Source organism: Pseudoflavonifractor sp. MSJ-37, from assembly GCF_018917965.1.
Lineage (GTDB): Bacteria > Bacillota > Clostridia > Oscillospirales > Oscillospiraceae > Pseudoflavonifractor_A.
This window is the reverse complement of the sequence record NZ_JAHLPP010000003.1, coordinates 92,763-111,180: the sequence shown is the minus strand read 5'-3', so window position 1 is coordinate 111,180 and position 18,418 is coordinate 92,763. Positions and strand designations below refer to the sequence as shown.

Genomic DNA, 18,418 nt, shown 5'->3' with positions numbered 1-18,418 from the left:
TTGTGTTCAGATAGTTTTGAGAATATCAGCCAACCCATGGAACAGGCCCTTCACAACCTCTGCGGTTTCCTTGGCCCGGTTCATAGTGTCAACTTCTTCTTTCGTAGGGGCAAATTCCTTGTCGGGGATAAACAGATCATCGGTCAGAACCCCATCCAACAGGTGATCCAGCGCCGCATCAAACATAACTTCATAGAAATCATCGTGATTGGCGGCATAGTTGGCAATCGCAATCTTTGCGGCGCTCCGGTGATACTGAATCAGGGATTCCGTGTCAGCATCAGGCGGGGGGGGGGATCAGGTTTGCACACACCTGAATCTTGCGAATCAGGCCACGGCGGTTCAATTCATCTTTGAACCTGTTCAGGGCATCGTTTTTCATGTTGTTTCCTCCTTATATTTGGTTGGAAATGATTTTTCCAATCTCACGGATTGAATGGGCGATCTTCTCACGGCTGATCCGCTTTTGCTGAAGAACTCCCGTAATTGCGGCGGCTTCTGCCTGAATATCCTGAAAGGCTCTGGAATTGCTTTCAAGGCTTGCTTCATAGGAAGCAAGGTCGGTGTTTTCCCTGGCCTTAGCCGATCTCACTTCTTCATCAGCCTTTTCAGCGTATTCCCGGAAATACTTGGCCGCTTCATAACCCATGTGCTTTTCAACCAGATATTCAAAATCACGGGCATTGAAGATGGTTTCAGGCTTCCCGGCGATCATCAGCACATCAGCCATTATTCTTCACGCTTCTTCCGGGTGCGGCGGGGCGGGTTCACATCCATCTTGGGTGCGGGTTCCTCTGCCGGGGCCTTGGGGCGATCCCACAGGGGGCAACCATCAGGGCCACCTTCCTTATGGCAACGGTGCCCAGCGTCAATGGACGGGCAAAGGGGGATTTCCGGGTTATCGTCATGCTGTTTGAAAATGCGCTCACCGTCCGGGCATTTGGGAAGGTCATTCCAAGGCGGGGTGTCACCGGTGGCCGGTTCGGGTTCCTCAACGGCTTCACCGCCGCCCGGCTCCCAAGTTCCATCAGGATCACCACACGCCGCCTTTGCCGCATCCTCAACCGGATCATAAGTATCAACCGGGGCCGTGGTTTCAGCCTTGGCCTTTCTTCCCCTTCTGCTGGGCGCTGTGGTAGCCGTGCCGGTGGTTTCGGGTGCGGGGGTAGCCGGGGTATTGCCGCCACGCTTAACGGCTCCTGCGGCCCTCTGGTTGGCTTCCTCATAGACTTCACAAAATGCGTCATAGGTCAGCGGAATTTCCTTTTCGTGGACGGTCAGACGGCCACCGCCGAAAATGACTTCCGAAGTCTTAAAGGACATCACCCGTTCATCATCGTCCGCCACGATACGGGCCACCAGATCAACCATACCGGCCACCTTGTTTGCCACTTTATCCTGAAGGTTCGGCTTGATGGAACTGATCTTATCCCCGCCCTTGCGTGTCAGGTCACGGCTTCTGTCCTCATGGCTGATCAGGATGATGTTTTCATAGTCCAGATTCACAAGCCGCTTCAGGGTGTTCAGGAACTCGCTTCTGACCATATCCCACGCACGGAAGGAATCATCGGATTCATGCTTCCAGCCCTGACGGTCACAAATGTAAACCCGGCACGATTCATAAACATCTTCCAGAAGGTCAACCACGATGGTTCGGAAATCGTTCTGCTTCTTTTCCAGTTCGGCCACGGTTTCCATGAAAACTTCATAGGCCAGCTTGCGTTTGGTAATGCGGCCTTCCACCGTTACGGTGTCACGAATGGCGATATAGGGGGCATCCACAAACTTGATGTTGCCATCCGTGTTCAACATCAGGGGATCGGGGAACTGATTGGCAAAGAAGGTCTTGCCGCTGAAGGGTGCGCCGTAAAGCCACACAACCTTTTTCTTGGTGGCGTTCAGGTCACGCCGTTCATTTTTGGGAAGTAACATATAATCCCATCCTTTCTGACAAAATTCTTCATACTCACACCACCCGCAAAAGTGGTTTGGGTTCTTGGGAAACTCTGTGGCTTCAACCATGTGTTTCACGCTGGTCAGAAAATCCACAACCTTCATAGGATCGTACTGAACCGGCAACAGCGTTGGTTCAGCGTCCTTCAAAGCATCCTGCAAACGATCACGGAACTGTGAAAGCGTTTCGGTGCTTTTCTGTCTGATCTTCACCTTGGGAACAATCAGGAAATACATATCCCTGATCCGGTGGCCGGGGTGTGTCAGTTCATACCAATACTTGTATTCATGCAACTGCCCGGAAACGGCGTAGCTTTTGGCGTTGTTGGAATACTTGAAATCGTACAAATCAAACGCTTCAAATTCATCCAAATCTTCACCGGTGATCAGGCCATCCAGCTTCAGCCCCTTCCCCACGGGAACCAGATAATCCATGAAGCCGATGAAATCAGCGTTCCCAATGGGAAGTTCAAAGGCTCCACCGGGCGGCAACATGGCCTTGGCCTTTGGAATCATGGCTTCCAGCTTGATCATTTCGTTGATATGATCATCTGTCAGCACCGGGAAACTGTTCTGGTAGAAGTCAAGGGCCTGTTCAACCCCTTCTTCAATGCCGGTGTGAAGTGCTGTGCCAAGGATCAGGGCGTTATCTGCGTCCGTGTTCGGGATCGTGTCTATCCCTTCCACATATCGCAAGCCGTACTTGTATGGGCATCTATTAAAGACTTCAACCCGGCTGTGGGAAACTCGCATTGTTTCACCCCTTTCACTATGGTTTTGAAGGCTTCAAAGCCTTCCGGGTAAAGGATGAACCCAAACCCGTTGGAACCGTTGATTTGTTTCAGGTTCCGTTTCTGAAGTTCTGAAGGGGTTCCGTTGGTGGCTTTCAATTCCACTTCAAAGGCAATCCCATTCACGGTGATCCGCATATCAGGTAACCCGGCTTTGGTATATCGCCCACCACCCCAACGCTTTTCCCAATAGCCACAGGGCGGGGCCTTCATCCGGTCAACCGGTTCACCCAAGGGATATATCCCTTCAGATTCCAGCCACTTCTTCAGGCGGTTTTCAAAGTTCTTTTCACCGGCCAAGGCTCACCCCTCCAACATCTGAATCAGGCTGTGAATCCCCCTGATTTGGGTGAAACCCTGAATTTTTCCCGTTCCGGCGTAGAATTGGAACAGTTTATCATCAGACTTTCGCCAACAATGAAAATGGCCGGTCTGCTCATTCTTCAGTTGGTATTCAATGCCGTGCCGTTCAAACTGCTGAATAGCATAGGCAATCCGGTCAGGATTCTTGGAAACCCGTTCTTGGTGATTGCGGTGGGCGTGTTTCTTCAGGGCATCCCAAAGTTCATCCCTCGCCATCGGTTTCACCTTCTTCCTGCTTGGGAACATAGTCCTTTGCGGCTTTTCCCGGCTCACAATGCCAATGGCGGGAACAGCAATGGGGTATGGTGCCAATGACGGAACAATAACCGGGTTCATCGTGAACACAGGTGGCGCAAATATCAATCTGTTTCTTCATCGGCTTCACCTAATTCAAAGTGTTCAAAGGTTGCCACATCCGCTATTGTTGAAAACAGGGCTGAAAAATGCTGAACTGCTGAATCCCGATCAATATTGTGGCGATCCGCCGCCAAAAGCAGTTCATGGATAGTGCCGGTAATAATACGGGCCATTTCGCTTCCCCACGCATCGGCTTCTTTAGGTGTCAAACCTTCTATCATTACTTCCCACCGCCTTTCAGGGTGATTTTCACATAACCGGCCTTGGCGGTGGTCTTAGAACACTCGGAAGCAATATCCGGGTATTTCTTCTTCAGCTTTGTGGAATCAATGCTGGTGGCCGTGGTGGGCTTCACAAGGGTAAGGTTCAGCACATCGGATTCAAACTTATCCACACCGAACTTCACCATAGCGTCATACAGGGCCGTTTTCATCTGCTTTTCCTGATCCTCAATGGCCTTCTTGTGGGCCGTCAGGGAAGCAATGGCGTTCAGGGTGGCAAGCTGGGAACTCTTGAACTCCTGAAGGGCCGTTTCTTCATCGAAGGTGGCCTGTCCACATTCGTTCGGGTTTTCCTCACAGGAATCCGGGCAAGTGTGGAAGTCAGGGCATTTGTGGCAACACCCATCAAACTTTCCACGGGGGCAAGCGTTTTCACATTTGATCATTCTGTGGGTTCTCCTTTCTCATAAACATTCAACTGCTTCAGGCCAAAGGCGGAAGCGGCTTCATGGCTGTCAAAGTAAATGTCAATCTGGTTTTCACCGTATTTGTCAATCACCCATTGGGCGGGGCGATCCTGAACTATGTATTCGCCCAAGCCTTCCACTTCCACCACCGTTCCCAAGGGAAGCGGGGAAGCACAGGAAACACCGGCCTTCAGTTCCACACCAGCGGCACCATACACAATCCCGTTGGGCCGGTTCTTTGCCCACTCACCACAGCACTTTTCACAGGAACAATAGGCCGTGATTCTGAAACTGCCTAACAGAATCCGTTCCGGCTCTGCGGGTTCTTCCACCAGCGGGGTTTCCATCGGCTCCAAAGTCACATCAGGAATGACGCTGGTAAGCTGATCCTGTTCAACGATGGGTTCCGGTCTGTCCTTGCTGGAAGCGGAACACCGGCCAAACACAAACCCCATGGCAAGGCCCATCAACAGGGCCACAAGGAACATCCGCCTGAACCGCTGGTTAATCGCTCTGCGGCGCTGTTCCCGCTTGCTCATACTTTCTGAATAGTTCATCGGTATAATCCTTTCTCATTTCCAAAGTGGAAAGAATATCTTCTTCCACCGTTCCGGGGCAAATCATAAGGTAGTAGAAGCACGGCCTTTCTTGCCCAAGGCGGTGAATACGCTTCTGGGATTGCTCCCACAGTTCGGAACCTTGCGGAAGGCTGAAATAAATGATTTTGTTGGCAAGTTGAAAGTTGCCGCCCATAGCCCCGGCCTGATACTGGATGAAGGTAATGCTGTTGTGCTGGTAGTGGTAGGCATCCAGATTTTTTTCTTCACCGCACAGAACCGAAACGGGCCGGTTCAGGCTCTTGGCAATCCCCTTCAGGCGCTCCATTTCTTCCGTGAAGTTATAGAACACAATCAGCCGATCTTCTGTGCTGTCCGCCAAATCCCGGAAGGCTTCATACCGGGCCTTGTTATATAGGCCGCAAAGCTGACGGGCATAAAGGCGGCGGGTTAAGCTGGTATCACCAATCAATTCCCGCTCACAATGGGCATTGGAACCGTAGAAATCAGAATCCAGTTCAAATTCCCCAAGGTTCGCCGTGTCAATCGACACGAACCGTTCTTTCCAGAACTTCCAGTAAAGCGGGGAAGGTTTGGTTTTCACCTTGATCCAAGTCTTTTCGGGAAGGCTGATTCCGGCCTGATCGGTAGTCATAAAAACGGCCCCATGTTCGGCCAGCTTCATCTTCAGCCGGTCAACATTCTTATAGCCGGTAATCTTCTGCCGCCAAAAGCCATCTTCTTCAACCCATTCCGTTTCAATGTACTGCTTCCAGAACAGGGGTTTTGAAATCTTCCACCCCAACAGTTGGCATTGGCTCCACAGCTTTTCATATTTGCCGCCTGTGGGTGTACCGGAAAGAAGGATCACATTATCAGGCTTCAGGTCAAGAATGAATTTTGACCGTTTGGCGTTCTCATTCTGAATCAGGGAACTTTCGTCCAACATCAGCGTGAAGCCGGTCAGAGTTTTCAGAACCTTCCGCCTGAAGGTCAGTTCATAGTTGATAACGCCTATCATCAGGGTTGGAACTTCACATTGAACCTGTTCAAAGAACCATTTGAAGGTTTTCGGGTTGGTCAGGTCAAACACACAATTCCGGGTGTAGTAGGTTTGAAAATGTTCAATCCAATCCTGAACCTTTGAACATTGGCACACCACCAGATTCACACGGCGGTTCAGCTTCATCATTTTTTCGGAACCAACGAAGGTCTTTCCAAGGCCCATATCAAGGTAATAGGCAACCCGGTTCTTCCCCTCGGTTTCGTCAAGGGCCTGTTGCTGGTGCTGGAATAGGCTGATCATAAGGTTTCAGGCGCTTCAATCATGGAAAGGTAGTTTTCCACATTCACGCCACGGGAAAGAAGTTCGGCCTTCATAGTCATTCCCAAGGTGCTGTTCAAGGCGTAATCACTCACCTGTTCCGGGGAAAGGGAAGTGATATTGAACAAGGACTGCTTCACCATCCCGGAATGACCGCCGTTGAAGGGATCAAAGGGGCAACAATCGGGGGTGGCTTCAATATCACGAACCACCATGGACACCACCACAGCGGGGCGGTTCTTCAGCATCTTCACCGTGTTCAACAGGTGATCGGTTTCCATTTCGGCGGGGTGGAAAGCCTGTCCACCGGCCCCGATCCACAGGGTTCCATCAAATCTGGTTTTCATCTCATTTACTCCTTTTCAGAAATCAGGCCGTAAGGCCAAAGAAGGCGTTGAACTGTTCGGCCCCAACAAATTCCTTGAACTTGGCCGGGTTAATGTAGTAGTTCCAGCAAGTGCCGGTTCCGGGAACGGCTCTACCGAAGGGAAGAAGGCCACGCTGAAGGCCGATCCTGACGAACTGATCAGATTTACCCATACACCGGGCGGCTTCCTTCACGCTGATCTTCTTGATAGGCGGCTCCGTGTCCGGGGCGGCCCCATAGCCGATCAGGTAATCAAGGGTTACGCCGGTGGCATTGGCAAGGGCGGCGATCCGCTCCATGTTGGGGGTGTTCTTCCCGGAAAGATACTGACTGATTGCGGCCTTGGAAGCCCCCGTCCGCCTTGACAGGTCGGATTGGCTCACATTGGCCTGTTCCATGGCGTTCTTCAAACGCTCTGCAAAAGTGGTGGTCATTGCGCTTACTCCTTTCGATTTCTACCAACTTTTTCTGTGGCGAAAATCAATTTGTTTATCCGAATACTTCACATAAATATCATCCTGAAGCCCATCAATTTTGATGTAGTCAAAGTAATGACCTTCAGTTACCAGCCAATGGGCTTCACGCATAATCCCACCCAAATTTTTGAATGGAATTACCCGAACAAGAATTTCATCCCCAAAAATGCTGATACAGCTTTCGTATTTCAAGGCTTTCTTAAATGACTTGTACGCTTCTGTGGAAGTGTCTATTGCCATTCCAAAAGTCATTCCATCGAACTGAACGGCATGAAGATGTTTTTCCGTTGAAATCACTCCTGTTCTTCAAAGGCCACTTCACATTCCCCGCAAAGAACATGAACTTCCTTGGTGGCCCGGATGATGGTTCCGCAACAGGGGCATACATATTTGCGGGAACTCGATCCCCCCCCCCCTTCCGGGAACCCTTCAGCGGATTGGTACGGGGCCGAACCAGACAGAACCCGGATTTGCCAAGGGATTTCACGAAGGCTTCAGCTTGCGGGTTCAAGGTGGTTTTGCGCCACCCGTACTTTTCGCCTTTCTCCACGGTCAGGCCGTGGGCTTCAGCGGTTTCTTTGAACTTCCGGTTGTGGTAGGAACCAGAACGGGAAGTGTCCTGAACATTGTCCTGAAGATTGAGAAGGTGAACCATTTCGTGAAGCAAGGTTCCACAGGTTTCTTCAAAGGGGCGGTTCAGGTATTCGGCACACAGGTTGATTTCGTAATAGCCGCCTTCCTTGGTGCCGTCTTGCCAAGCCTTCCAAGCGGTACACCAGCCATAAGCCCCACGGGTATGATCCGGGGAAACGGTGATAACAGGCTTTTCCAGCTTGCCTTCAAAGAAGGCTTTGTTGAACTTTGAAAACAAGGTTTCAAGTTCATCAATGACCGGTTTCAAACTGACTTCATTCATGGTGCTTACTCCTCGAAGTGTCATTTAGGACACTTTCGCATCAAAAAAAATTCCCACCGGGGTTTCAAGGTTCAGAAAATCCACGATCTTCTGAATCTCGCCTTGGGTGAACTCCGAACCCCCATTACACTTTCGGTAAAAGGCGGATCGGGAAATTCCAAGGACTTCACACAGCTTGGCACGGGTAACACCCCGAACGGACATTTCATATTCCAAGCGGGCCTTGTTCATTCGCTCACATCCTTTCTAAAAAATCAAACAGCCAAGTTCCGAACAAGCAATTTCCGGGCGGTCATATCTTTTACATGGGGATTGATACCCAACACCCGAAACCATAAACGGGAACGCTCATATTGTCGCTGTTGCCCTGCCATCATCAGCACCGGTGGGGCGGTTCCGGTGGACGGGCCTTCAGGCCCGTTTCGGCTTCACATCATCGTATATTCATCACGCTTGACCAACAGTTTCCAAATAGTGTCCTTATCCTGATTGGTTTCAATCGCTTTGTCGGCCACAGCATCATACATTTTGAACATCCAGCCATCCAGAACTTCATCAAATTCCGCCGTGAAATCATTGTTTTCTTCACAGATCATCGTATTCAGAAAAGTGATAAGCCCGTTAATGTACCCTGCCATCATTCTTCCGGTGTTTTTGGCTTCATCAAAAGTTTTGGAACCAGCAATGGCGGCTTTGTACTCAACCAGTTCTTCAATAGCATTGGAAACGAACTTCATCGTGTTCAGGTTCTTCATATCTCATGTACCCCTTTCGGTGTCTTATTCGCTTTTGTCGTGTCCTTTAGGACACCATCATAGTACCACACCGCCCGTTGCTTGTCAACCCCATTTGTGGACTAAAAGAAACTTTTTTTGTTTTTTCGCTTTAGGGGTTGCAAAAAAGACACATTGCGGTTATACTATTGTTACTAACCGAAAGGGGTGTTCATGTGGCTGAATTGACTATGGGCCAAAAGATCAAGGCTTTGCGTGAAGAAAATAATCTCACGCTTGAACAGGTGGGCAACGCTGTTGGCGTTGGTAAAAGTACCGTTCGGAAATGGGAAAACGGGATCATTGCCAATATGCGCCGTGACAAAATTGCAGACTTGGCGAAAGTCCTACATACCACACCGGCCTATTTGATGGGGTGGAAAGAGGAAATCCAAGTTGATAACCTATTTAGAATAGAAACCCGCAAATTCCCGTTGCTTGGGAACATTGCCTGTGGAACCCCGATCTTTGCCAACGAAGAAAAGGAATTGTATGTGGAAGCCGGGGCCAACATTGATGCTGATTTCTGCTTACGGGCCAAAGGTGATTCCATGATTGGGGCCAGAATCTATGACGGTGATATAGTGTTCATTCGTCAACAGGAAATGGTTGATGATGGTGAAATTGCCGCCGTTCTGATCGGTGATGAAGCCACCCTGAAGCGGGTTCAATATAACCCGGATGAAAATGAACTGTTGCTGTTCGCTGAAAACCCCAAATATAAAACTATGCGATACACCGGGGAAGAATTGAACCGGATCAGGATTCTTGGAAAGGCTGTTGCCTTCCAAAGTGATATTAGATAGGCGGTGCCATAATGAAAAAATCTTCTTTCAGATATGGGCTTTCGCCATCAGATCAATTTGCTATTGACAATGCGGATTATCTTCAGAAAATGGAACATCAAGCACTTGCCCCCAAAATTGAAGATTATGGTGACGCTGATTCTTATAGATTGGCCTATGAAATATGTTTGAGTTCTTTACACACCCTAAAAGAATTTTGCTATGCCACGCCTGAAGGAAAACAATGGTTTGAAGGCTATTATTGTCATTGCTCCAACAGCCGTTGCCGTGATTTCAGTTTGGAAGCTAAAATCGAAGAAGGGTATCAGGATTTAATTGATAACTGGACTATTTATGAACGGAAATTCAAAGCAAAACAAGAATCCACAAATTTCTTAATTGAAAATGGCCCATATATACGGCGTAAGGTTTCGGAAATTGTTAAATCTGAACCCGGTATTCTTCAAAAGGATATTTATTCAAGATTTGATCCGTCATATAGAGAAGCTATCATTTCCATCGTTAGTGCTATGAAGCGGGAAAAAGTTCTGTTTCAGGAACCGTACAAGAACACCTTCAAACTTTATCTATCACCACCCGTGTTGCGGAAATGAATCCTTCAACATTCAAGATCAAATCCCTTCTGGTTATATTTTTCATACTTCTTATATACTTTTTTTCTTGAAATATTAGAAAAATATGTTTCATCTTGAATGTTGAAGGATTTCCGAAAAAACCTTGTGCCGCAAGGCTTCAGGCTCATTCAACATCATTCAAAATCAAAAAAAATGACCGCTCCGGTGCTGGAACACCGAAGCGGTCAGGCGAAACAAACCCCAAATTGAAGTTAATGTTTCAACCACCATTGACCATTATATCACACGGGGTTTGGCTTTGCCATACCCATTTTCAGAAAGTTCAGGTGATATAATGCGGAACCCAAATGGGTACGGAACAGTTGCGAAGCTATCAGGCCAGCGCCGCCGCCCGTACATCGTGAAGAAAACCATAGGTTGGAATGACAAAGGCCACCCGATTTATGACATTATCGGTTATGCTGAAACCCGTGAAGCCGGAAATATCATGCTTGCTGAATACAACCGTGATCCGTGGGATGTTGACCGGGCCAAAATCACCCTTCAACAGCTTTTTGACCTCTGGAAAGAAAAGAAAGCCCCGAAGCTGGGTGAATCCAACCGGGCTTCCCTCTGTTCAGCGTTCAAGCATTGTTCAGCGTATATGAACAAGCCTTACAAACAAATCCGGTCATATCAAATGCAAGAAACCATTGACAACTGCGGGAAAGGATATTCAACCCAAGCGGCAATCAAGAACCTGTGGGGCCACCTTGACCGGTTTGCCCTTGAAATGGATATTATAACCCGTACATTCTCCGATCTGTTGACCTCTGATCCTGTTCCAGAAACAAGCCGCCTTCCGTTCACCAAGGATGAAATCAAAACGGTGTGGGAACATCAGTCTGATCCTTGGGTTGATACCGTCCTGATCCTGCTATATTCCGGGTGGCGTATCTCTGAATTTCTGAACTTGAAACCGGAAGATATTGACCTGAAGGAAGGCACGATGAAGGGCGGCACCAAAACGAAGGCCGGTAAAAACCGCATCGTTCCCATCCACCCGAAGATCAGGCCATTGATTGAACAGCGGCTTGCCGAAGGTGGCCCACGGCTGATTTGCTATAATGGGAAGGTCTGCAACCAAACCCAATACCGGATATTTTGGGCAGACATTATGAAGGCCCTGAACATGAACCACACCCCGCATGAGTGCCGCCACACCTTTGAAACCCAACTGGACAGCGCCGGGGGAAACCGAAAATGTATTGATTTGCTCATGGGCCATGTGTCCAAGGACACGGGAAACCGGGTGTATAATCACAAGACTTTGGACGAACTGAAGGCCACCGTGAACCTGATTCCATAGGGTTCAAGCCTGTGAACATTTTAGGCCGTTGAACGCTGAACTATACACATATTAGTAACAAGAAAACCCCGAACCCCTGAAAAATCAAGGGTTCGGGGTTCGTCTGTTTTTATTGTAGCACATTCGGGAGACTTGGGCAAGTCAGAGGAATGTAGGGACATATATAAGGAATGTAAAAAGCGACGGCGATGGAGATCCATCGCCGCCGCAGGGGAGCTATTTACTTGACTTCCTTGCCGGAAAAGTCGACCACCACAATGAGGTCCTTGTAACCCTCAGCTTTGATCGTGATAGTGGTGGTCCCATCTTTGTTGAACGCACTGGGAGAAAGCCTGATGAACTGGCTCGTCGCATTGTTGATATAGTAAGTGCCATTTGGCAGGGCAGAAAACGCCCCACTCGAATCAGTCTTGGTATAGGTAGTATCTCCAACTTTCACCTCAGTCATTTTACTGAGATAAGTAGCAATCATGCTATCGCCGGATTCGCCAAAACTGATTTGATAGTTCCCGCTATAATAGTCTTTAGACGTACTCGAATACGCCGGCGCATCCGTGCCTTCCTCGTTCTCGCCCGGGGCGGGCTCAGTAGGCGTCGTGCTGCCAGAACCGCCGCCGGTGCTGTCGGTGATGACCGTGCCGTCCGCACCGTTCACCTTGAGCGTCAGAGCCTTATACCCCTTCACTTCGATCACAACGGTATTCTCTCCATCCTCGAAGGCCCCGCTCCCAAGATCCAAAATCTTATCGTTGTAGGCCGGATCATACCAAGCATACTCATTTTCTCCAAGTCGAGAAAGCATAAGGAGATTAGAGTTGAAGCTATACTCCTGTCCATTGACCTTGACAGACCAGTTCTCACTATAAATGCTATATGTCCAATCCAAAGGCATATCCGCGCCGAAGTTGAGCGTGTAGACATTCCCAGACTTGCCTCCAGTCGGCTTGTCGTTGGGCACGTCCTTCTTTTCCTCTTCGGTATTGCCCTTACTGTCCTTGACCTTGATGGTGGCCGTCAGCGCATCCTCATAATACTCTGCCGTGAGCGTCAGCGTATGTTCACCAACGCCGACATTGTGCAGGATCAGCTCCGTCTTGTCCTCATTCAAAGAATAGTAGACTGCATCAGAACTGCTCGCACCCTTGGTCCAGACAGGGCTGTCATCCAGCGTGACCGACTTCAAATTGCTCAGGAGATCGCCCTTGGAGTTCTTCACCTTGACGGTGACAGAAGTCTTGTCGCTCCCCTCGGGGATCGTGATCTCGCCAGCGACCTCCAGAGACAGATCCTCCTCGTTGACCTTGGCATACTGGATCCTCGCGTCCAGGCTCTTGTAGCCGACGGCCTCCACGGTGATACGGTTCTCACCCACCTTGAGGACGCTCTTATCGATCGTCAGGGTCCGCGCATCGGCATCGATCGTATACTTGTCCTCTTCTTCCAGCGCATGGAGCCAATCGCCGCCCTTGTAGATGGCGCTGATCTTGCTCAGATAGTCCGCCGCGCCGTCGCCGGAGAAGGTCAGGACCAGATCCCTGCCCTGCCTGTTTTCCGTGACCGTATAAGCGGGGACCTCGAAACGGCCGTACTCGCCGCTGTCCTGGATGTCGCCCAGCAGGCCGTCCTCCAGGACCTCCTTCACCGCGTGGGGGCGGTCCGAGCTCTCCTGTTTCGCGCCGCTCGTCTTATAGTCGGCATAGGGGAGCCAGCTCTTCCCGGCCACCTTGGCGTCGTTCACGGCGTTCAGATAGGAGGTCCAGGTGTAATAGGTGGCGGAACCGGTCTCGACCAGATAGTCCTTCCCGGCCAGAGCGGACCACCACTCGACCACCTGACCGGCGGTGGCCGCAGTCGCCTCATCGTCCAGTTCCTCCAAGATCAGGGCGTTGGCCAGCAGGTCGCTGTCGAACATCAGATCTGCGGAGATGGCGGAACCGCCGTCCTCCGAGGAGCCGCCGCCGCCCGCAGAGCTGGTGGCCATGGTCACCGCGTCGAAGCCCAGCGCCAGCACCGCCGCGCCGCTCTCCTTTTTAGGCGCTTCCATGCCGCCGGTGACGTTGAACGTCTTGGTCACAGTCTGGAAGCCGTTGGCCCGGATGGTCATGGTGTAGTTGCCGTTGTACGGGATGTTGTTCCGGCCGTCCGTGGCCGCCTCATCGTTGTAGAGGACAAACAGGTCGCCGATCAGATACCAGTCCCGGATCTTCTCCAGCTCCCGGGTCTCGCCGGTGGGGTCGGTGAGGGTCACGCTCTCGATGGGCTGGGTGACGCCGTAGGCCATGTTCTTCACGTTGAAGTGGAGGTTCACGCCGGACCTGGGCGTCTCCGTCAGCTCGAATTCCGGCTCCTCATGCCGCTGGACATGGATGGAGGCCATGGCATAGGAGTTCTCCCCGGACTTCACCCGCACATAGTAGCGGCCATTGTTGGTGAAATTCGACTGACCAAAGGAGATGATCAGCTCACCCACCTTACTGCCGTAATGGTCCACATCTTTTTCGATGCGATAAGCCAGGTGGTCGTTGATCGTGTTCTTGTACTGGCCGTACTCCACCAGCGCCAGCGCGCCCGTCTCGGCGATCGCGTCGAACCACGCCTTCTCCTCATCGGTGTTGTAGTTGAACATGATGACCACATTGCCACTGCCATCCGCGTTCAAAACGGTATCGGGAGAATAGCTGGGATGCTCGTTGACCACAGCGTTCTGGTCGAAGGTGGTCTTTTTCGGGTGGACCCGGACGCTGCCCTCATCATCGTAGTTGGTGAGATAGTAGTCCCACATCGCCACAGGGCCGTGGCCCACCACCTTCTCCGGCAGATACCCCCCGCCGGTATACACAGCGTCCCCATTGGAGCCATTGCCCAGAGAGACCGTCTGGCTCTTGTCCCCGGAGACGATCGTCACCTTGCCGGGGGCGCCCACCAGAGGGATCTTGGCGATCGTGCCCTCGGTCGTGACCGGAGTGATGACGCCGGAGGCCACCGCCTGACCGTCCACGCTGACGGTGCAGTTGGACTGCGTATAGCCGTCCGCGAACTCCAGCACCAGCCAGCTTCCCAGATCCAGCGTCTGGATCTCGGCCTTGTGGACCAATTTGGCCTCCGTGGCCGTGCTCCCGCCGCTGTTGTTCCCGCCGGAGCTGGAACCGCCGCCGGAAGAGGACCCGCCGCTGGAGCCGCCGGACGAACTGCCGCCGCTGGAGCCGCCGGAAGAAGCGCTGCGGACCGTCTCTGTCCTGCCCGCCGTCACGGAGGTGGATCCGGCCGTGACACCGGAGGTACCGGCGCCGGCCGTGACCTTCGCGCCGGGGACCGTGACGGTCACGTCATCGGCGTCGGCGTTGACCCGCTCCACCTTGCCGGAGCCGGAGATCTTGCTCCCATCGGCGTTGACGGTGATGGTGCCGATCTTGGCGCCCTTGTCCACGGTGATGCCGGCCGCCTCATCCACGGACACGCGGGGCAGATCGCCGGACAGCCTGACGTCGGACCGGATGGACACGGTGCCCAGGTCGCCGCCGGTCACGTTCAGAGAAGTGGTGCCGCTGGGGCTGGATACCACGGTGCCCTCCCCGGCCGTGGTGCCAGAGGCGGTGACGGAGCCGCCGTTCCGGATCAAGATCCGGCCGGTGACGGTCACGTTCTGGAGCGAGGTCTGCGCCGCGCCGTCGGCCAGGATCAGGTCGCCCTTCACGGTCACGTTGGACAGGACCGCGCCGGAGCCCCGGACCACCAGATTGCCCTCCACGGTCTCGTCGGAGCGGGTCCCGCCGTCCATATAGCCGCTGGACAGGCCGCTGAGCACCTGGGCGAACTCGGCCCGGGTGATCTGCCCCTTGCCGTCGATCCGGCCATTGGAGCCGTTCACATATCCGGCCTCCACCAGCGCGGCCACGTTGGACTTGGCCCAGCCGGAGACGCTGGCCGCGTCGGAGAATTTAGAGAGGGCGCTGTCGGAGGCGGCCTCCAGCTCATAGGCCCGGGCGAGGACCGCGAAGGCCTCCTCCCGGGTCACGGGGTCGTTGGGACGGAGCTTTCCGTTGGAGCCCTGGAGGATGCCCATGGCCACGGCCTTGCCCATGGCGTCATAGTGCCAATCCCCCGGCTCCACGTCGCTGACGCCGGAGAGCGAGGTGGTCTTGGTGCCGCCGAAGGCCCGGGCGGCGATGGATGCCACCTCGGCGCGGGTCAGCAGGCCCTTGGCCCGGATCAGGCCGTTGGAGCCGCTGAGCAGGCCGTCCTCCACCGCTTTCCGCATGGCGGACGCAGACCAATCCGACGGGAAGTCGGAAAAATCAGACGGTACAGCCGCAAAGGCAGGCGTTGGCAGGAGCATCGTCCCTGCCAACGCCAGAGCGGCCGCTCTGGTCGCTTTTTTCTGCATATGATATCATTCCCTTCTTGTCCTCGCCGGTTGCTTATGGCTAACTATCGTTCCGGAAATATCCCTGCCCGCTGAAGGGCAGGGATATTCTTCAAAGTTACCTAAAGCTAACTTCGTGACGCGTGTAGTATAGCACAGCCGATCTTCTGTTGTCAATGCCATTCCAGAAGATCGTATGGACATATTTTCTCATACCTCGTCCATGAAATATCCATTTTCAGAGCCCGCCCCATGTATTTTTCGTTCTGAGATTGCATAACACGACAGGAGGGTATATAATCCATGGTACATCGTAACGTGAGATCTGCCGTCTCCTGGGTGGTATGTCTCCGAGGGAGATGGCAGCAATGGTACATATCGATGGAAAGATCCGGATCCAGCGCCTCAGCGTCTGGAGCATCCGGATCACGATCGTGGCGGCGGCACTGTTCGCGGTCCTTTTCGCCTTGGGGAACCACGAGTTCCATGTGCTTCACGCGACCACAGAGCAGTACTTCCTCTGCGAGGACGCCGCCAACCAGCTCCAGGCCGGGTCCGACTATCTGACCGAGCAGGTGCGGCTCTACGCCATGACCGGAGAGTGGCAGTACATGGATCACTACTTCGAGGAGGCCAACGTCACCCGCCGCCGGGAGAACGCTTTAGAAGCCCTGCGGGCCGACTTCGACGGCACGGAGGCGTTCCAGGCGCTCCATGAGGCACTGGTCTGCTCCGATCAACTGATGGACACCGAGTACTACTCCATGCGGCTGGTCTCCGAGGCCAACGGCATCGATCCCAGCTTCTGGCCCAAGGAGGTCGCGGCGGTGAGTCCCACCTCGGCCGACCAGGCCTCCACGAAAGAGGAGAAGCTGTCCAAGGCCCAGATGCTCGTTTTCAGCGACCAGTATCAGAAGGCCCGGACCAGCATCCGGAACGATGTATCTCAGTGTCTGGAAGCGCTGGTGGCCTCCACCCGCAGTCAGCAGAGCCGGGCTTCTGCCATCTTTTCCGATATGTATCTGAAGCTGGAGCTGGGCGTCTGTCTTCTGGCCGCCCTGACGCTGGCCATGTGCATGATGGTGCGCCACTCCATCGTCAAGCCCCTCATGAGCTACAACGAGAGCATCCAGCGGGGCGAGATCTTCCCGGTGATCGGCGCGGCGGAACTCCAGACGCTGGCCGTGACCTACAACAAGGTCTATCAGGAGAATCGTGAGACCCAGATGCTGATCCGGCACGAGGCGGAGCATGACGCCCTCACCGACCTGCTGAATCGGGGCTCCTTCGACCGGATCCTCCAGATCTACCTCAATGGGGACAGCCCCTTCGCCCTCATCCTGATGGACGTGGACACCTTCAAGCAGGTGAACGACACCTACGGCCATGCCGCCGGCGACCAGATCCTGAAAAAGGTGGCCAAGCTCCTGATGACCACCTTCCGGAGCAACGACTATGTGTGCCGGATCGGCGGCGACGAGTTCGCCGTCATCATGGTGGAGATGACCAGCGACCTGGCCTACACGATCCAGGAGAAGATCGACTATATCAACGGGGTGCTCTCCGGGGACACGGACGGTCTGGCGGCGGTCTCCCTCAGCGCGGGCATCGCCTTCTCCGACCGGGAGGAGCCCAGCGAGAGCCTCTTCAACGACGCGGATCTGGCCCTCTATCACACCAAGAAGCACGGCAAGCATGGGTGCCATTTCTATGGTCCCGATATGCTCCACCACCTCGAGCCGGACACGGAGGATCCCGCGGAGACCAAATGATGACACAGGCCAGCCCGTTTTTGACCGGGCTGGCCTGTTTTTTCATTCCTTCGGCCCCTCGTCCCCTGCCGGGCGGTCGAAGTGCATCCGGATGATCCGGCGGTCTCCGGTCTCCTCGCTGTAAGCCGAGGTGTCGATGTACAGGTCCTCCGTGGTCTGGAGCGCCATCCGGAGCTTCCGGGCCGAGGCATAGGCCAGCGGGATCCGCTCCAGATCGTCGATCACATCGTCCACCGCGCCGCAGAGCACCGCATACATCTTCTCATAGTTCGCCACTTATGACTCCTCCTGGGTCGTGTTCTCTCTCTTTCGACAAATTTTGACCAGTATAACGGTCGATCTTTACCGCTAGTGTAGCACAAAATGAGACCAGTTGCAAACAATACTGGTCTGATACAGGCCATACGGCGGTGTGTCATGGAACAAAAAATCAGAGTAGACCGGAACATGGGAGCGAATCTGCGGCGTTTGAGGGGCGAGCATGGTCTTTCCCAGGAAAAGCTGTGCGCGGCGCTCCAGCTCCGCGGCTGTGATATCGGCCGCACGACTTATGCCAAATACGAGTCTGGAGAACTCAACATCCGGGTCAGCGTGCTCATCGAGCTGAAGCAGATCTACGGCTGTTCCTACGAGGAGTTCTTCCTCGGGCTGGAGCCATCGGTGTGAGATCCCCCCAAAAAACGGAAACATACGCCCTGTCGGCTGGCGCTGGAGGCGTCCGTATAGCCAGATCCGCGCTTGCGCTCACATCATAGCCCTTGTACCGGGCGCAACGGTAGAGCATAGACATGAACTGTTCCAGGGTGATGGTGTCCTCGGGATCGAACTTCCAGTCGCCGATGCCCGCCATCAGGCCCTTGTCGGTGATGGTCAGGTCCTTGAGCCGACCGCCGCTGTCATCGTCATCCTTGCCGGAGCTGGAGGAATCGCCGGTGTCAGGCCTGGGGATAACAGGGAGCGTTAGGTCTGGGTACCAGACGACTCAAAGG

The 18,418-nt window shown here is 53.2% G+C and carries 22 protein-coding genes and 1 other RNA gene; 5 read left to right on the top strand and 18 right to left on the bottom strand.

Going from position 1 to position 18,418, the window contains the following annotated elements; all coding sequences use genetic code 11:
- Positions 1-6: 6 nt before the first annotated feature.
- The 16 genes from KQI12_RS08070 to KQI12_RS07995 all read right to left on the bottom strand — a co-directional run bounded on the left by KQI12_RS08070 (position 7) and on the right by KQI12_RS07995 (position 8,547).
- Entirely contained in the window at positions 7-186 is a 180-nt protein-coding gene (locus KQI12_RS08070) for a hypothetical protein (RefSeq protein ID WP_216572455.1), read from the bottom strand.
- A 208-nt stretch (positions 187-394) separates the two neighbouring features.
- A complete protein-coding gene (locus KQI12_RS08065) occupies positions 395-730 on the bottom strand; it encodes a hypothetical protein (protein ID WP_216572454.1) in 336 nt (111 codons plus the stop codon).
- Entirely contained in the window at positions 730-2,649 is a 1,920-nt protein-coding gene (locus tag KQI12_RS08060; protein WP_253290914.1) for an AAA family ATPase, read from the bottom strand. The genes KQI12_RS08065 and KQI12_RS08060 overlap by 1 nt, the downstream gene beginning before the upstream one ends.
- Positions 2,628-3,044: a VRR-NUC domain-containing protein gene (locus KQI12_RS08055; RefSeq protein WP_253290913.1), complete on the bottom strand. Its 417-nt coding sequence runs from the start codon at positions 3,042-3,044 to the stop codon at positions 2,628-2,630. Before KQI12_RS08055 ends, KQI12_RS08060 begins: the two co-directional genes overlap by 22 nt.
- A gap of 3 nt (positions 3,045-3,047) precedes the next feature.
- On the bottom strand, positions 3,048-3,443 hold the full coding sequence (locus KQI12_RS08050; protein WP_253290912.1) for a hypothetical protein: 396 nt from the start codon (positions 3,441-3,443) through the stop codon (positions 3,048-3,050).
- A gap of 23 nt (positions 3,444-3,466) precedes the next feature.
- A complete protein-coding gene (locus KQI12_RS08045) occupies positions 3,467-3,685 on the bottom strand; it encodes a hypothetical protein (RefSeq protein ID WP_216572453.1) in 219 nt (72 codons plus the stop codon).
- Positions 3,685-4,131 (bottom strand): siphovirus Gp157 family protein, encoded by a 447-nt coding sequence (locus KQI12_RS08040; protein ID WP_216572452.1) that lies wholly within the window; start codon positions 4,129-4,131, stop codon positions 3,685-3,687. Before KQI12_RS08040 ends, KQI12_RS08045 begins: the two co-directional genes overlap by 1 nt.
- Positions 4,128-4,691, bottom strand: a complete 564-nt coding sequence (locus KQI12_RS08035) for a 3D domain-containing protein (RefSeq protein WP_216572451.1) — start codon at positions 4,689-4,691, stop codon at positions 4,128-4,130. The genes KQI12_RS08040 and KQI12_RS08035 overlap by 4 nt, the downstream gene beginning before the upstream one ends.
- Complete coding sequence (locus KQI12_RS08030; protein WP_216572450.1) at positions 4,657-6,015, bottom strand: DEAD/DEAH box helicase; 1,359 nt, start codon at positions 6,013-6,015, stop codon at positions 4,657-4,659. Before KQI12_RS08030 ends, KQI12_RS08035 begins: the two co-directional genes overlap by 35 nt.
- Positions 6,012-6,380, bottom strand: a complete 369-nt coding sequence (locus KQI12_RS08025) for a hypothetical protein (protein WP_216572449.1) — start codon at positions 6,378-6,380, stop codon at positions 6,012-6,014. Before KQI12_RS08025 ends, KQI12_RS08030 begins: the two co-directional genes overlap by 4 nt.
- 22 nt (positions 6,381-6,402) lie before the next feature.
- Positions 6,403-6,834 carry a helix-turn-helix domain-containing protein gene (locus tag KQI12_RS08020; protein ID WP_216572448.1) on the bottom strand — a complete coding sequence of 144 codons (432 nt, stop codon included), beginning with the start codon at positions 6,832-6,834 and terminating at the stop codon, positions 6,403-6,405.
- Between the two features lie 21 nt (positions 6,835-6,855).
- Positions 6,856-7,068, bottom strand: a complete 213-nt coding sequence (locus KQI12_RS08015; protein WP_253290911.1) for a hypothetical protein — start codon at positions 7,066-7,068, stop codon at positions 6,856-6,858.
- Positions 7,069-7,075: 7 nt separating this feature from the next.
- On the bottom strand, positions 7,076-7,792 hold the full coding sequence (locus KQI12_RS08010) for a SprT-like domain-containing protein (protein WP_253290910.1): 717 nt from the start codon (positions 7,790-7,792) through the stop codon (positions 7,076-7,078).
- A gap of 24 nt (positions 7,793-7,816) precedes the next feature.
- Positions 7,817-8,023 carry a helix-turn-helix domain-containing protein gene (locus tag KQI12_RS08005; RefSeq protein WP_097791491.1) on the bottom strand — a complete coding sequence of 69 codons (207 nt, stop codon included), beginning with the start codon at positions 8,021-8,023 and terminating at the stop codon, positions 7,817-7,819.
- A 130-nt stretch (positions 8,024-8,153) separates the two neighbouring features.
- Positions 8,154-8,220: hammerhead ribozyme type II (locus tag KQI12_RS08000), an RNA gene on the bottom strand.
- On the bottom strand, positions 8,221-8,547 hold the full coding sequence (locus KQI12_RS07995; RefSeq protein WP_216572446.1) for a hypothetical protein: 327 nt from the start codon (positions 8,545-8,547) through the stop codon (positions 8,221-8,223).
- A 194-nt stretch (positions 8,548-8,741) separates the two neighbouring features.
- On the opposite strand from KQI12_RS07995, the gene KQI12_RS07990 reads away from it, so the two are divergent.
- The 3 genes from KQI12_RS07990 (at position 8,742) to KQI12_RS07980 (ending at position 11,294) form a co-directional block, all read left to right on the top strand.
- A complete protein-coding gene (locus KQI12_RS07990; RefSeq protein WP_216572445.1) occupies positions 8,742-9,371 on the top strand; it encodes a S24 family peptidase in 630 nt (209 codons plus the stop codon).
- Positions 9,372-9,382: 11 nt separating this feature from the next.
- Positions 9,383-9,964, top strand: coding sequence for a hypothetical protein (locus KQI12_RS07985; RefSeq protein WP_216572444.1), 582 nt, complete (start codon positions 9,383-9,385; stop codon positions 9,962-9,964).
- Between the two features lie 382 nt (positions 9,965-10,346).
- A complete protein-coding gene (locus KQI12_RS07980; RefSeq protein WP_371817992.1) occupies positions 10,347-11,294 on the top strand; it encodes a tyrosine-type recombinase/integrase in 948 nt (315 codons plus the stop codon).
- 220 nt (positions 11,295-11,514) lie between these two features.
- Here the strand turns inward: KQI12_RS07980 and KQI12_RS07975 are convergent, their stop codons facing one another.
- Positions 11,515-15,678, bottom strand: a complete 4,164-nt coding sequence (locus KQI12_RS07975) for a hemoblobin-interacting domain-containing protein (protein WP_216572442.1) — start codon at positions 15,676-15,678, stop codon at positions 11,515-11,517.
- A gap of 347 nt (positions 15,679-16,025) precedes the next feature.
- Here KQI12_RS07975 and KQI12_RS07970 point away from each other — a divergent pair, with 347 nt between their 5' ends.
- The gene (locus KQI12_RS07970; RefSeq protein WP_253290909.1) at positions 16,026-17,429 is read left to right on the top strand and encodes a GGDEF domain-containing protein; all 1,404 of its coding nucleotides are present in this window, start codon (positions 16,026-16,028) and stop codon (positions 17,427-17,429) included.
- Between the two features lie 42 nt (positions 17,430-17,471).
- On the opposite strand, the gene KQI12_RS07965 is transcribed toward KQI12_RS07970, so the two are convergent.
- Positions 17,472-17,705 (bottom strand): hypothetical protein, encoded by a 234-nt coding sequence (locus tag KQI12_RS07965; protein WP_216572441.1) that lies wholly within the window; start codon positions 17,703-17,705, stop codon positions 17,472-17,474.
- A gap of 141 nt (positions 17,706-17,846) precedes the next feature.
- On the opposite strand from KQI12_RS07965, the gene KQI12_RS07960 reads away from it, so the two are divergent.
- Positions 17,847-18,095 carry a helix-turn-helix domain-containing protein gene (locus tag KQI12_RS07960; RefSeq protein ID WP_216572440.1) on the top strand — a complete coding sequence of 83 codons (249 nt, stop codon included), beginning with the start codon at positions 17,847-17,849 and terminating at the stop codon, positions 18,093-18,095.
- The last annotated feature ends 323 nt before the right edge of the window (positions 18,096-18,418 follow it).

Bases quoted from the DNA above. Each gene is read 5' to 3' on its own strand.
- KQI12_RS08070 (WP_216572455.1), bottom strand. From the start codon at position 186: ATGTTTGATGCGGCGCTGGATCACCTGTTGGATGGGGTTCTGACCGAT.
- KQI12_RS08005 (WP_097791491.1), bottom strand. From the start codon at position 8,023: ATGAACAAGGCCCGCTTGGAATATGAAATGTCCGTTCGGGGTGTTACC.
- KQI12_RS08045 (WP_216572453.1), bottom strand. From the start codon at position 3,685: ATGATAGAAGGTTTGACACCTAAAGAAGCCGATGCGTGGGGAAGCGAA.
- KQI12_RS08050 (WP_253290912.1), bottom strand. From the start codon at position 3,443: ATGAACCCGGTTATTGTTCCGTCATTGGCACCATACCCCATTGCTGTT.
- KQI12_RS08030 (WP_216572450.1), bottom strand. From the start codon at position 6,015: ATGATCAGCCTATTCCAGCACCAGCAACAGGCCCTTGACGAAACCGAG.
- KQI12_RS08040 (WP_216572452.1), bottom strand. From the start codon at position 4,131: ATGATCAAATGTGAAAACGCTTGCCCCCGTGGAAAGTTTGATGGGTGT.
- KQI12_RS08065 (WP_216572454.1), bottom strand. From the start codon at position 730: ATGGCTGATGTGCTGATGATCGCCGGGAAGCCTGAAACCATCTTCAAT.
- KQI12_RS07960 (WP_216572440.1), top strand. From the start codon at position 17,847: ATGGAACAAAAAATCAGAGTAGACCGGAACATGGGAGCGAATCTGCGG.
- KQI12_RS08010 (WP_253290910.1), bottom strand. From the start codon at position 7,792: ATGAATGAAGTCAGTTTGAAACCGGTCATTGATGAACTTGAAACCTTG.
- KQI12_RS08025 (WP_216572449.1), bottom strand. From the start codon at position 6,380: ATGAAAACCAGATTTGATGGAACCCTGTGGATCGGGGCCGGTGGACAG.
- KQI12_RS08035 (WP_216572451.1), bottom strand. From the start codon at position 4,691: ATGAGCAAGCGGGAACAGCGCCGCAGAGCGATTAACCAGCGGTTCAGG.
- KQI12_RS07975 (WP_216572442.1), bottom strand. From the start codon at position 15,678: ATGCAGAAAAAAGCGACCAGAGCGGCCGCTCTGGCGTTGGCAGGGACG.
- KQI12_RS07985 (WP_216572444.1), top strand. From the start codon at position 9,383: ATGAAAAAATCTTCTTTCAGATATGGGCTTTCGCCATCAGATCAATTT.
- KQI12_RS07995 (WP_216572446.1), bottom strand. From the start codon at position 8,547: ATGAAGAACCTGAACACGATGAAGTTCGTTTCCAATGCTATTGAAGAA.
- KQI12_RS07970 (WP_253290909.1), top strand. From the start codon at position 16,026: ATGGTACATATCGATGGAAAGATCCGGATCCAGCGCCTCAGCGTCTGG.
- KQI12_RS08020 (WP_216572448.1), bottom strand. From the start codon at position 6,834: ATGACCACCACTTTTGCAGAGCGTTTGAAGAACGCCATGGAACAGGCC.